This is a genomic window from Microbulbifer okhotskensis (genome assembly GCF_023895975.1).
GTDB classification, from domain to species: Bacteria; Pseudomonadota; Gammaproteobacteria; order Pseudomonadales; family Cellvibrionaceae; genus Microbulbifer; species Microbulbifer okhotskensis.
The window spans coordinates 1-13,291 of the sequence record NZ_JALBWM010000109.1 but is presented as its reverse complement, the minus strand read 5'-3'; the positions used below and the strand labels follow the sequence as shown (position 1 = coordinate 13,291).

Genomic DNA, 13,291 nt, shown 5'->3' with positions numbered 1-13,291 from the left:
CGAGCGGTACAGTGACTATGGGGCTATAGCTGCATGAAACTGTCCGAAGTGTTGCACTATAGGGCCAAACCAAAACTCAGAAGGTCTGCAATTACATCCAAGTGTGCCGATGCTGACAGGCCTATAGGCACTATATGGATTTCCATATGAGGTATCACCTATCGAAGCTACAAAGTGCGAGTAGACACTAAAAAATATGAGGATTTCCATCACAGTCATTAAGAATGCCAGCATTACACCTATAGAACCTATTAATATCAGGAGACATCGATAATATGGGCCAATTCTACTAAGGAGTGGTCGACAGGCAAAGTATGTAATCAACGCGATTAAAAGCAAGTTAAATACATAGACGTGAAGCATTACATTATATTCTAGTTAAGACGTTCCGCGCCACTGACGTAGGGCAGTGGAAATCCAAACGCACCTTGAGCAGGGCCATCAACTGGATGATTACAGTAAGGGTGAGACCATTCCAGAGTAATCAAACTGTTCACAAGGACAGCTAAAAAATTGCTCAGCAAAGAGAAAGAAATTTAATCATATTCTCTACCCAAATCCTGAAAGATATAATTTCCTTCTAGAAATATACGATATCTCTCGGGTTATTTTCTTCCTCAGTTTGATAATAACAGCCCAAGACTGTTTCTGGCTTGCATCGCTATTCAAATAACAGGCTTAGATTTACCCTTTACTCCGCACTTTGCTCAGCTTATCACACACCATCTCCATACCATCCAGTACTCGAAAGGTATGTCGTTGAATAATATCCGGCGGAACATGGAACAGATTGCTTTCTTTTACAGCTCTGAGCCTTGGGTAGGCGACCCAGGTATCCAGCCACTCCGGCCGCTCTTCACCCATGCCGCTGGCGATTATCACTTGTGGATCTCTATTGAGCACAGCCTCAATACTAATTTTTGGGGCCAGTACCAACGCATCGGAAAATATATTACGACCGCCACAGGTTTCTATAACATGGCTGATCAGGTGGTCACCATTGAGGGTTTGAAGTGGGTCGTTCCAAACTTGATAGAATACACTTACCGGATCTAGGCTTTTATAGCTGGTTTGTTGCTTAGTCAGCCGTTTGAGCCAGTTTTTTACTGCCCTATTGGCATAGTCACTCGTGCCGGCAAGTTCACCAAAACGCTGAACATTCTCAGCAATATCTTCGAGCGTTTTAGATTCAGAAACGAAAACAGTAAAGCCGAGATTTTCCAGTTTATTGATCATCTGGTTGCCATTTCCCGAGCCCCAGGCAACAACCAAGTCAGCCTTTAACAACAACAAGCTTTCATAATTTACCACTTTATAATTCCCTATCTGCGGTAACTGCTTGGCTTGTTCAGGATAATCGCTATAGCTCACTGCTGCGACAAGCTTTTCTCCTGCCCCTGCACTATAAAAGTTTTCCACGATATTTGGAGCCAGCGCGACAATACGTTTTGCTGGCGTAGGCAGTTCAATCCAGTGTCCCCGAGCATCTTGCACACGAACTGGTTCATTCGCCCGGCTAAAACCAGCTAATAACAGACCCAAAACCAACACTAACTTTACGATACTACTCCGAGGCATTTCTTGTCTCTTCTGTTTTCACTTGTATGTTGACTTCAATTGTTGCTCAGGGCTATCCATAGGATCAATACTGCAATCTCACTGATCTCGACCAGCCCACCCAGGCAGTCACCGGTATAGCCGCCGATAGCTTTTTCCCATAAGTGACGCCAGAATAAAATCACTGCCGGTAAAGTACAGGCAATGCCGGCAGCAACAGGTAGGGGTGCCGCTACCAAGCCAAAAACTGCTCCGATTGCAACTATCGGCAATAGTTCCCACCTACGTTGCGGGTCTGAAGGCGGGACATGGCCTTCGATACGCGCATATTCTGAAATACTCATCAGAAATAATACTGCCGCTCTGGCCAACATAGGCGATAGCACTAATGGCAAGTAGACCCAGGCATCTGTCAATGCTGGATTTATTCTTTCAAGCAGGGTTACAACCGCCGCGAACTTAATCAGCAGAAAAACAACCACTGCAGAAACGGCAATAGAGCCACAATGGGGGTCGTGCATTACTTTAAGAATTCGCCTGCGTTGCTCTTCAGGATCAGCACATTTATGCCCGGCAAAGTAGGCATCGGTACAATCGGCAAGACCATCGAGATGTAAAGCACCAGTCAAAACAACCCAGAAGCCTAAGAGTATCGCTGCCTGTAGCTGAGAGCCCAGTGGGACCAGCAGGTAGGCTGCCACAGATAACAGCACACCAATCACAACCCCAACCAAGGGGTAGAAATAAATAGACCGCTCGATCGTTTCTTTATCCACCCGGTGCAGCAGACCCGCTACTGGCAGCCTGGTAAGAAAAATCAACGCATATAGAAATGCCTGGGAAAAATCGGAAAACTTACGGGCGATAAACATAGGCAGCCTGATCCGGGTAGCAAACTGCAAAGGTCTTGTTATTTCGGTCATATCTCAATGATGCGGCAAATCCGTAATTAATTTGTAACGAGATCATCTGGACCGGCAACCAACCATTGGCGAGAATAAGCAATAATTTAATCACGCCGCCATGGGTCACCAATAGAAGAGGCTCCCCTGAATAGCGGTGCGAAAGATAATCAATGGTTTGTAAAACCCTGGAACGAAAAACGGGAAAGGGTTCCCCCCCCGGTGGTGTATGCTTATCTGGCTCACGGCCCCAGGCTTCACATAGCAGTGTTTGCTCTGCCCAGATTTTATCGACTGACTGCCCTTCCCAATCACCGAAACCAATCTCCCGAATGCCTGGTGCCTGAGTTATCGCTAGTTTTTTCTCCCGAGCAAGCTCAGTGGCGAAAAGCTGGCAGCGTTGCAATGGTGAGGTAATAATCCGACTCCACGGACCACTTAGCTCTGCAAGCCCGCGCGACATCTGTTCCCACCCCTCATCGGTCAAGGGCACATCAATTTGACCGCGAAAGATATTTCCACCGGTACAGGCGCCGTGGCGTAAGAGGTCAATCTGCAATTGGCAATCCCGCTTCACTAAAAGTCAACATTTTGTTATGCAGATTGATCGCTTGTCTGATAATACTTATGGCCAATACCGCACCCGTCCCCTCCCCTAAACGCATATTGAAGCTAAGCATAGGCTTCACCTCCATGCACTCAAGAGCCAACTTGTGCCCAGCCTCATCGGAGAGGTGTGCGTAGAGTAGCCAGGGTTTCACTGATGGGTTCAAAGTCCCGGCAATGGCGGCTGCCGCAGTCGCCATAAACCCGTCAACCAATACAGGGACTTGTCTCTGGACACTGGCTATAAACGCTCCTGTTAAGGCTGCAATTTCAAAACCGCCAAACGTTTGCAAGATAGCCAATGGTGATCCCAGCCTTTCCCGATGCATCTCCAAGGCTGATTCGATCAGCGCCATTTTTCGGGTAAGTACTACATCACCAATGCCAGTGCCGCGCCCGGTAATCTTGCTGACTTCTAAATCAAACAAAGCTGCAAAAATTGCTGCGGCAGAGGTGGTATTGCCGATCCCCATATCACCACCAATAAAACAATCTGTATCGGTAGACTGGCGACGGCCGGCATTGAGAGCCAGAGCCAGCTGGTCCCGTGTCATGGCAGTATTGCCCTGGGAAAAATCTGCCGTAGAAGAAGCTACAACTTCATCGATTAAATCAGGGTGTTCTGTTGGAACCACACAACCTAGGTTGATTGCGGCAAAGTCAGCATTCTGCTCGCGGCTCAATACATTAATAGCTGCCCCGCCCTCACAAAATAGCTTGAGCATTACAGAGGTTACGGCTTGAGGAAATCGTGAAGTTCCCTGGGCCGCGATACCATGGTCGGCGCCAAACACCCGAACACACAAGCGATCCAATTGAGGTTGTTCCTTGCCCTGGAATCCAGCGAAGTCTACAGCAATACTCTCGAGTCGGCCGAGTGCACCTTCCGGTTTTATCAGTTGCTTCTGCCGAGCTATAGCTGCATCGCGAGCAATTTGGTCCGGTGCAGGCACGGGCTTGTAGAGCCATCTCAGTTCTTCTGTCATAGCCATCAAGCTTCTCAAATTCTATTTACTTTACGGTTAGCGGCAAGCCGGCAATTGCCAAGGTGACATTATCAGCCCGCTCTGCCAAAGCCTGATGTATCCAACCCGCCGCATCTACAAATTCCCGGGACAACTGCCCTAAGGGCACAATGCCCGAACCAACTTCATTACTTACAAGAACCCAAGGGGGAGTGTCACTTTTACAGTTAGTGTGCCTTTGATCGATACAGCGTAATAACTCCTCCCGCTCACGCTCCCAGACACCTTGATGCAGGCAGTTACTCAGCCACAAAGTAAGGCAGTCCACCAGTACACAGTGGGATTCAGGGGCTGCAACTAAAGCCCCTGCCAGAGCAATGGATTCTTCAGTTGTCCGCCAGCGATGATCCCGGTCTTCCCGATGGCGAGCAATTCGGGTAGACATTTCATTGTCACCCGCAGTAGCTGTTGCCAAGTAGGTAAGTCCGCCAGCCTTATTCCTGTGTAACCATTGCTCCGCGCGCTGCTGCCCGAGCCGACTTTTCCCACTGCGCGCCCCTCCCAGTATCAGATGTACGCCAGTGTTGTTATACATCGGCGACTACCAGTGATCTGCCTGTTAAAGGATGGGGTATCACAGTCACACTGTATCCATAGAGTTGTTGTATATTTTCTGCGGTCAACACCGATTCCGCACTCCCATAGGCCATGCTGTGACCTTGTTTTAACGCGAGGATCCGGTCGCTATAGCCACTGGCATGGGCGAGATCGTGAACGGTCATCACAACGGCGACACCACTTCGCGCGAAGTCTCGCACAGCTCTCATCATTCCATATTGGTGAGCAATATCCAGGCTGGTAGCAGGCTCGTCTAGCAACAGGAGGCGATCGCCTCCGTCTTCTGCCCTCCATATTTGAGCCATCACTCGGGCCAGCTGTAATCTCTGTTGCTCACCCCCGGATAAAGTTGGGTACAGGCGCTCGGATAAATGGTTGACATCCAGCATCGCCATCGCTTCCTGGCAAATCTGCCTATCTCGCTCATTCCCTGTGGAATGCGGTGTTCGGCTCAGACTAACCAGCTCCAGTCCGGTAAAGGCAAATGTCAACGGGTTGTTTTGGGGAAGAACAGCAACTTGTCTGGCTCGATTGCGGGCGGATAAATTGTGCAAGGGAGTACCTTTAAAATTGACCCACCCGTTATCCATTGCAGTTTCGCCGCAAAGAGCTGTGAGCAGAGTCGATTTGCCCGCACCATTAGGACCTATCACACAAACCAATTCGCCCGCTTCGACCTCTAGACTGACGTCGCTGAGCAGAGGCCGGTTGTCTACGCAAACGGTGATACTTTCTGCCTGTAACAGCGCCATTAGTGAGAGCCCCTGCTTTTGTGCAACAAAGAAACAAAGAAGGGCACACCTATTAGAGCGGTAATCAACCCTACCGGTAACTCCACCGGAGCAATAATTGTGCGTGCTAGTGTATCGGAGACCAATAATAGACTTGCGCCAGCCAACGCAGATAATGGCAGCAGTTGGCGATGATCCGGCCCTACCCACAGACGCACCATATGCGGTATCACCAAGCCGACAAAAGCAATACTGCCGGCCACGGCGACTGAGGTGCCCACCCCGGCCGCCACAAGTACAATCAGAGTGGTTTTTACCCTCTCTACATCAACACCGAGGTGCCGCGCCTGGGACTCACCCAGTAAAAGAACATTGAGTGACAACCCAAAGCGAGGCATGCTGGCAAGCAATCCGCACAGCACCGCAAAAATCAAAAAGGCATGAGGATAGCTAGCCGCATCCAATCCGCCCATCAGCCACAGGCTGATACGTCGAAGAGTGTCATTATCGGCAAAATACTCCATCAGCCCGATCAGGCTTCCGGAGAAAGCGGCAACAGCAATTCCCATCAGCAACATGGTGGCCACAGAAGTTCCATTGACACTTTTTGCCACTTTGTAAACCAATGCGACCGCGAGCAGGCCGCCGCAAAATGCGGCCATCGATACCATTGGCAAACTTCCGAAGATCTCCGCCACTTCCGCACCGAGCAGAATAGCCAGGCAGGCGCCGAAAGAAGCACCTGCGGTAACACCAATTAATGATGGGTCAGCGAGCGGGTTCCGGAACAAGCCCTGCAACATTGCACCACAGACAGCGAGCACCGCGCCTACCCCAGCCGCCAGTAACGCGCGGGGCAGACGTATTGCCTGAACAATATCCTTCGCCAGCCCTCCATCATCCTGCCCGCCCAGTGCAGCGAAGACCTGCCATGGCGAAAGATACACAGCGCCTACCGCCACGGCAGCGACAAAACTTACTGCAAGCAATACTGGCAATATCCACCAAGCAAGATTCACAGCTTTAATACGAGCGACAGTCACTGACTTTCCTTCTGCAGTGCAACCGTATCTTGAGCCCCTTTAAATTGCTTGAGCCAAGTGCCCTGCATATGTTCGGCAATAACATCTGCCAGCCTGTCCAGTTGTTTCTGACGATGGGCGTTGAGATCTAACGGAGCTGCAGCTTTTAGGCCACCCCAGGCGAGCAGTGCTTTTTGTGCCTGCGGCGAGTCGAAAACTCCATGTACGTAAGTAGCAAAAATCTGACCATCGGCACTGATGGCACCATCTGGCTTGAGGTTTTCATCTTCGTCTTGCAGGTAGAGGGCAGGAGTTTGCAACGCTGCTCCCTCTGTTATCCCGCAGTGAATTTCGTAGCCCTGTATAGGGATATCCTCTATTTTTACTGGCTGGTTTTCTTGGGATAAAAAGCCGGTGACATTTTTTAGCGCTTTTACCGGCTGTAGTCTGGTCGTATAATCCAGGTAACTAAGGCCCTGCTCACTTCCGGGGGTATCTTCTATTCCGTCGGGGTCCTGCACCTCTTTGCCCAACATTTGCAAACCACCACAAATACCTAGAAGCCTTCCGCCGTAGCGCAGATGACGATCCAACTGTGCAGGCCAGTCATTTTTCTTTAGATAGGCCAGATCAGCCCGTACATTTTTACTACCGGGCAAAATAATCCAATCGCACGAGGGAATTGGTTCTCGGACGCTCAAAAATTGCAGATCGATATCTGGATGCAATCTCAATGCGTCAAAATCTGTATGGTTGCTAATACGCGGTAATACGGGCACCACAATTTTCAGCTTGGCATTGGCACAGGCCTGCTGAGTACTAATCGCATCTTCCGCATCCAGAAAAAGATCGTGGAGATACGGCAACACCCCGAGTACCGGTTTGCCGGTGTACTCCTCCAGCCAATCGAGCCCCGACTGTAACAATTGCAGGTCGCCGCGAAACCGGTTGATCACAAAGCCAACCACACGCTCGCGCTCCGTAGCCGACAGTAATTCGAGAGTGCCTACCAAGTGGGCGAAAACACCACCACGATCAATATCAGCTACCAATACTACCGGGCAATCAACTGCCTCGGCAAAGCCCATATTGGCGATATCATTTTCACGCAGATTAATTTCCGCTGGGCTACCCGCACCTTCGACCAACACCAGTTCATACTGATCATTAAGCCGCTGAAAGGATTCCAATACGGCATTTTGGGCTGTGGATTTATAGTGGTGATAATCCAGGGCCTGCATATTACCCAATACCCTACCCTGGATAATAACCTGGGCCCCAATGTCTGAAGCAGGTTTGAGCAACACTGGGTTCATATCGCTATGGGGCTCGATCCCACAGGCTTGTGCCTGTAATGCCTGCGCCCGCCCTATTTCACCCCCGTCTGCCGTTACCGCGCTATTGAGTGCCATGTTTTGCGGTTTGAAAGGCGCAACAGTGATCCCGCACCTAGCGAAATAGCGTGAGAGGGCCGCTACCAGTGTACTTTTGCCGGCATCCGAGGTGGTGCCTTGGATCATTAATACGGACATTTTAAAGACAACCTAGTAATCAACACCTTTTCTGGCTTTGATCCCTGCCTTAAATGCGTGTTTGATATCCTTTACTTCAGATACAGTATCGACAAGCGCTTGTAGTGCATTGCCACCGCCGCGGCCAGTGACCACCAAGCTTTGCTCTGTGGGGCGCTGGGCCAGCGTCTCCAGCACTTTCGATTCATCCAGATACTTGTACGCGAGCATATAAGTCATTTCATCCAGCACCACCAGATCATAGGTGGCATCGGTGAGCATTTTCTCAGCCTCCGCCCAGGTTCTTTCGGCTGCAGCTATATCGCCACTGCGATCTTGGGTATTCCAAGTAAAGCCGGTCCCCATTTGGTAGAGGGTTACCTCTGGGCACTGGTTTTTCAGGAAAAGTTCTTCACCGGACAGCTGTGCCCCCTTAATAAACTGCACCACGCCCACCTTTTGGCCGTAACCCAGTGCGCGTATGACCATGCCGAAAGCTGAACTCGACTTTCCCTTGCCGTTGCCCGTTAGCAGAACAGCAACACCACGCTGGATATCAGCCGCTGCAATATTCGCATCAACCTTCTCCTTGTGTTTCTGCATTGCCTGCTTGTGCTTGGCATTTTTCTTCTGCTGATCTTCCGACATGGTCACCTCAGTTCATAATTCTATTTAAAGAGTACGCTAGAAGCTAAATTCAACACCGGCGTAACCTGCAGCGCCCGCGGTGTTATAGCCGGACACTTCGACAAAGTCTTCGTCGGTGAGGTTTTCACCCCGAACGAATAAAGTAGTGGAGGCATTCAGCTGATAGCGGACACTGGCATCCAGTACCAGGTAATCATCCATAGAAGAGCCGTCAATATCCACAGCATCAGCACTGGAGCGCAGATTCATCGCAAGACTGAGAGCACTGGTGGGCTTATAGGTAAAGCCGAGATTAGCCAAATGCTTGGGGCTGCGCGCACGGGGAGAGTCATCGGCCTCCTCGGTATCGGTGTAGGTGTAGGTGTAGGTGTAATTGGCGAAAAGTAACAGGCTGTCTGTCAATTGTGCTTCAGCGACAAACTCCGCCCCCTGGGATTCACTCTCCCCACGACTCTGAAGATAACCTGTGTAACCCACAAGATCGAATCCGATTTCATTTTCAATGATCTGCTTGAACAGTACAAATTCCAGATGCAGGGAGTTTTCACCAAAGTACTCGATACCTAGGTCCAGGCCTCGGCTCTCTTCCGGCATAAGGGATGGCAAGTCCAGGGGAGTAAAGGTCGTCCAATCGAATGCGGTAGAGTTGTAGCTGATTTCATATAAGCTTGGAGCACGGAATCCAGTACCGTAGCTGGTTTTTATTTTTAGAGTACCGTTGGCAACATCTTCAAACAAATAGGCCGTGCTGGCGCGGAAGCTGTTGTAACTGCCGAAATCTGAGCTGTTATCATGGCGAAGACCTAGAGTAATATAAGCCCGGTCGGCATAACTGCCCTGATATTCTGTGTAAACCGCCCACTGATCTCGATCCAAGTCTCCCGCAGTATCTTCACGCTGCTCCAGTCCGTAAAGCATCGCGTGTTCACTACTAAACCCATAGGAGCCAGTAAGGTTGAGTTTTTTGATTTCCCCTTCAGCATCGTAGGAAGCTACACCTTCAGATAAATAGGCACGGCTCAGATCAGAGCGTGAGTAAGACAGTTCTTGCTGCCCCTTTTCGCCGGTGTGAGCCACGCTAACGCGGGCACTCTTTTGGCTGAAATCAAATGTGCAGTCATCCTGAGACGGCCAACCGCAGCGATCATATTCACCGGAGGCATCGGTATCCCGTGCAATCGCTTCCACTCGCCACTGCTCAGTGACATTCCACCCTACTCGACCATGCAGTGTCTCATTATCGTATCCGTCATCATCTCTGAGTTCGGTGTCATAACTGCTGGTGTTGTAACCACCGGTTTCCGCCATAGCAGCCGAAACGAAATAATCCAATGTTTCATTGGCACCACTGACGCTAGCATTGTAGCGCTCGGTATCATAACTGCCGCCCTCGGCAGAAACCTCAATGCGCTGCCCCTCATCTTCGCGGCGAGTTGAAATATCCAGTACCCCCCCGGCATCGGCGCCATAGAGCATCCCTTGCGGACCCCGCAGCAATTCTACACGTTGCAAATTACTACTCATGATATGTTGAATATTTGCACCGCCCTGGGTGCCGGAGGGATCGGAAATATCGATCCCATCAATCAACACCAGGGTGCGAAAACCAGATTCACCGCGCACTTGTAAAGAGGTTGTTTTCCCAATTCCACCGCTATTACTCACGGAAACGGATGGGGTACTGCGCAGTACATCAGCCAGGGACGCCAGTCCCCGTGATTTCAGCTGCTCTTCATCCAATACCGTCACCGATGTGGCCACTTGGCGTAGCGGTTCACCCTGGCGAGAACTCACAACAACCACTGTCTCCAGGTCAGGAATCGAAGATTCGCTATCGGTGAGTTCGCCAAAAGCTGGCACGCTTGCGGCTGATAATACAGCCAAGCTCAATAAAGATTTTTTCAAGTTTCAACCCCTAAGACAAAAGACATGGGATCGAGGGAGGAGTAGCAATGCGGCGCGCAAATGCGCGGTAGATCGTATTGCAAGATGGCAGCCCTCCGCTCCATCGTGTTTCGAATAGAGGCCGGTATCGGGCTTACCACTTACTATACAAGCGGATCACCGTTGCGGGGGCAGCGCCGGAATTCCGGACTTCCCGTTTAACCTTCTCAACCCAAATAAGGCAGAAGGCACCTCTTATCGTGGTGGCGAAACTAGAGGAAAGGTACTGTAAAGTCAATATAAGCCATAAAGAAAACCGCTACATCTCCTTGCCATCCCAAGTGGGAGGGGCCAATACGATTCCAGTAGCTAACTTCTACGACTTTCCTAATGGAAAAAGAAATTCGAACTTTATAAAGTTCAGCGTGCACCCGGCTTCACTTGGAATTTGCTCATTGAACCGGTAGACCAGAAGATAGACTTCGAAATACTGAAAATCCAAAAAAGCTATTCCCATACCTTCAATGGAGCAATTTTTGCCCCTCACTTCTAGCTGGATAAATTTTCAATCTATTGATCTATTGAAGGTCATACAATTCAACATGAAGCAGAGGATACGGCTTACTTTGCCCATCAAGCGGTGAGCGCTCTACCACCCTAAACCCAAAATACCCTTAAAAGCGTATAGCTTGTTCATTTTTTTCATTCGCTTCAACCTTGATGGCCCCTTAATGCTCAATTGCATATTGAGTCAAAAGCTTACCAATATCTCCACCTTTAAAGCACAGCGCCACAATAAATATTTCTACATTCCTTTTATACACACCACAAAACCCCAAACTTTTATCCCTTCTTATTTTTCAGAAAGAAGAAGTCTACATCATTGAAGCACACTTCAAGAATTATATGTTTCAATGTGATAATATCTTTTTGCGGCAAGAAGTTGCGGGGCTGCTCTAATAGACGCTTCCCAGACTTCAATCAGCCACTGAGATTTTTCCTATATACATACTCAATTTTCATGAATTAGCTGGCGCAAAGTATTTGACGATATACAAAGCTGCAAAACTGAAGTACAGAAGCCACCAAAATCCAACTGATTTGATAACATAAGATCCGAGCCAACCCAATCTGCACCGTATAATTTATTAAATTTAAAGGCTGATATCCACAGAGAAACTAAGGGCCAAAGCTTTTCAAAAAAACAGCCGTACATATCACCAGCCACCAGCAACAACCGACAGAGTACTCACAATAAAATCTAAACATGAAACGCTGACATAAATTAATCAGCCGTCTTATTACACTAATAACTTCCTACTCAGACAAATGGAGTACCCCCCCCACAATGAACCCCTTCGCGGCAAGAACATTCATTCTCATCACATTAGAAATAATTTTGGATGTATGCGACAGCGTATAGACTTGAGAAACCAACCAATTGCAACGAAGTGAAGATTTGGCTAAAAAGAGTCTAACCAAAATTTATTGAAAATAATTCTTCAGGATTTTTATTTTTCCGCAACCAAAGCTAAATCAGGAGTTCTTTTCAACAGCCTACTAGAAGTGAATTAACCCATTAATGTGGTATATTTCCGCAATACCACACCGTCATCGCGTATCACCAACCTTAGCTACGTACCATCAATGCCCCCGCCTCCCCCCTTAAATGGGATAACGAAAACATCACCATACGAGATAAGCCAGAAATTCAGGCTTACCCCGCATTGAACTAATGCCACTATCAGGCGTGCTGCACTTCATCCGCAGCCCGGAACTTGGCACTGCCAGAGGGCTGCTCAGGCATCGCCAGTGCAACAGGTACTTGCTGTGCCTGACCGGTGGCCATGACTACAGTACTGCCATGGCGTGCAGCGGTCACCAGTGCATCGTTATCGGCAATGGCCGTCATAAAGCGCAGGGCCTCATCGGCACTGGTGCCGGCTTTGGTTAGCACCTTGATGGCCTCGGCAGCACTTGCGGCGTAGACGCGACGCGCCTCACCCATTTTCTCCATTCGAATCTTGACCGACTCACCGTCTGCCTTGGCCTTACCTACTTCACGCTCACGAATCGCTTCAGCCTCGTAAGTAGCTGCCTGCTTTTCACGTTGCATTTCCATCACCTTGTTGGCCTGGACTTCCACCGACTTAGGCAGGCGCGGTTCATCAGATAGTACATCGACAATTTCGACACCGTAGTCGTGGAAAAAATGACGAAGCCGCTCCTTGGCCTTATCGGCAATTTGCTCTTTTTTGTTGTACACATCTTCAAGCTCAATGCCATTAGCTACTGGAATAGCCGCATCCGTGGCAAAGGACCTTAACTGCGCCTGATAATTTTCCAGGTCATAAAGCGCCTTATACGCAAGCTGCACATCAGAGGCTACCTGATGCTGCACTTTGAGGATCAACCCAAAGGTAACATGGTTACTTGTCTTCAAGCTAAGCTCCACCGGTGTCTCGTGCAGTGCTGTCGAAGCTTTTTTATCGACCCACGACAGATAGGGAATGATCAGATTGAAACCAGGTGTGGCAGTCTTCCAGTACTTGCCTAGAAATAGTACAAAATGGTACTGCTTGGGCTTAACAATAACGATGGCCTTGGCCAACAAGAAAACTATGGCCAACCCAAGTACAATTGGCCATATAGAAAAAATTTCAAAGAACTGTTCAGGCATGTTTTTATCATCCTAGATATAAGGTTTATTAATAATACAGGTTTTACATTATTTAAGCAGTATGCTGCTAAGGCCCCTTTGTGATTACGGTTCAGCACAATTACTCTAGGTACCAATACTTCGGACAGTTTTAGGGGGCGAAATAGGTAGGAACCACGGCCAGATAC

The 13,291-nt window shown here is 49.1% G+C and carries 11 protein-coding genes and 1 riboswitch; all 11 genes read right to left on the bottom strand.

Going from position 1 to position 13,291, the window contains the following annotated elements; translation table 11 throughout:
- Window positions 1–684: 684 nt before the first annotated feature.
- Complete coding sequence (locus tag MO867_RS17650) at window positions 685–1,578, bottom strand: cobalamin-binding protein (protein WP_252471607.1); 894 nt, start codon at window positions 1,576–1,578, stop codon at window positions 685–687.
- Window positions 1,579–1,613: 35 nt separating this feature from the next.
- Window positions 1,614–2,429, bottom strand: coding sequence for an adenosylcobinamide-GDP ribazoletransferase (gene cobS / locus MO867_RS17645; protein ID WP_252471605.1), 816 nt, complete (start codon window positions 2,427–2,429; stop codon window positions 1,614–1,616).
- On the bottom strand, window positions 2,413–3,018 hold the full coding sequence (locus tag MO867_RS17640) for a histidine phosphatase family protein (protein WP_252471603.1): 606 nt from the start codon (window positions 3,016–3,018) through the stop codon (window positions 2,413–2,415). Before MO867_RS17640 ends, cobS begins: the two co-directional genes overlap by 17 nt.
- Window positions 3,008–4,051 (bottom strand): nicotinate-nucleotide--dimethylbenzimidazole phosphoribosyltransferase, encoded by a 1,044-nt coding sequence (gene cobT, locus MO867_RS17635; RefSeq protein WP_252471601.1) that lies wholly within the window; start codon window positions 4,049–4,051, stop codon window positions 3,008–3,010. Before cobT ends, MO867_RS17640 begins: the two co-directional genes overlap by 11 nt.
- A gap of 25 nt (window positions 4,052–4,076) precedes the next feature.
- A complete protein-coding gene (gene cobU / locus MO867_RS17630; protein WP_252471599.1) occupies window positions 4,077–4,625 on the bottom strand; it encodes a bifunctional adenosylcobinamide kinase/adenosylcobinamide-phosphate guanylyltransferase in 549 nt (182 codons plus the stop codon).
- A complete protein-coding gene (locus MO867_RS17625; RefSeq protein ID WP_252471597.1) occupies window positions 4,618–5,400 on the bottom strand; it encodes a heme ABC transporter ATP-binding protein in 783 nt (260 codons plus the stop codon). The genes cobU and MO867_RS17625 overlap by 8 nt, the downstream gene beginning before the upstream one ends.
- Complete coding sequence (locus MO867_RS17620; RefSeq protein WP_252471595.1) at window positions 5,400–6,422, bottom strand: FecCD family ABC transporter permease; 1,023 nt, start codon at window positions 6,420–6,422, stop codon at window positions 5,400–5,402. Before MO867_RS17620 ends, MO867_RS17625 begins: the two co-directional genes overlap by 1 nt.
- Complete coding sequence (locus MO867_RS17615) at window positions 6,419–7,933, bottom strand: cobyric acid synthase (protein ID WP_252471593.1); 1,515 nt, start codon at window positions 7,931–7,933, stop codon at window positions 6,419–6,421. Before MO867_RS17615 ends, MO867_RS17620 begins: the two co-directional genes overlap by 4 nt.
- A gap of 12 nt (window positions 7,934–7,945) precedes the next feature.
- On the bottom strand, window positions 7,946–8,560 hold the full coding sequence (gene cobO / locus MO867_RS17610; RefSeq protein ID WP_252471591.1) for a cob(I)yrinic acid a,c-diamide adenosyltransferase: 615 nt from the start codon (window positions 8,558–8,560) through the stop codon (window positions 7,946–7,948).
- Between the two features lie 36 nt (window positions 8,561–8,596).
- Window positions 8,597–10,465 carry a TonB-dependent receptor plug domain-containing protein gene (locus tag MO867_RS17605; RefSeq protein WP_252471589.1) on the bottom strand — a complete coding sequence of 623 codons (1,869 nt, stop codon included), beginning with the start codon at window positions 10,463–10,465 and terminating at the stop codon, window positions 8,597–8,599.
- A 102-nt stretch (window positions 10,466–10,567) separates the two neighbouring features.
- A riboswitch (cobalamin riboswitch) is annotated at window positions 10,568–10,715 on the bottom strand.
- Between the two features lie 1,473 nt (window positions 10,716–12,188).
- Complete coding sequence (locus MO867_RS17600; protein WP_252471587.1) at window positions 12,189–13,124, bottom strand: SPFH domain-containing protein; 936 nt, start codon at window positions 13,122–13,124, stop codon at window positions 12,189–12,191.
- Window positions 13,125–13,291: the final 167 nt, after the last annotated feature.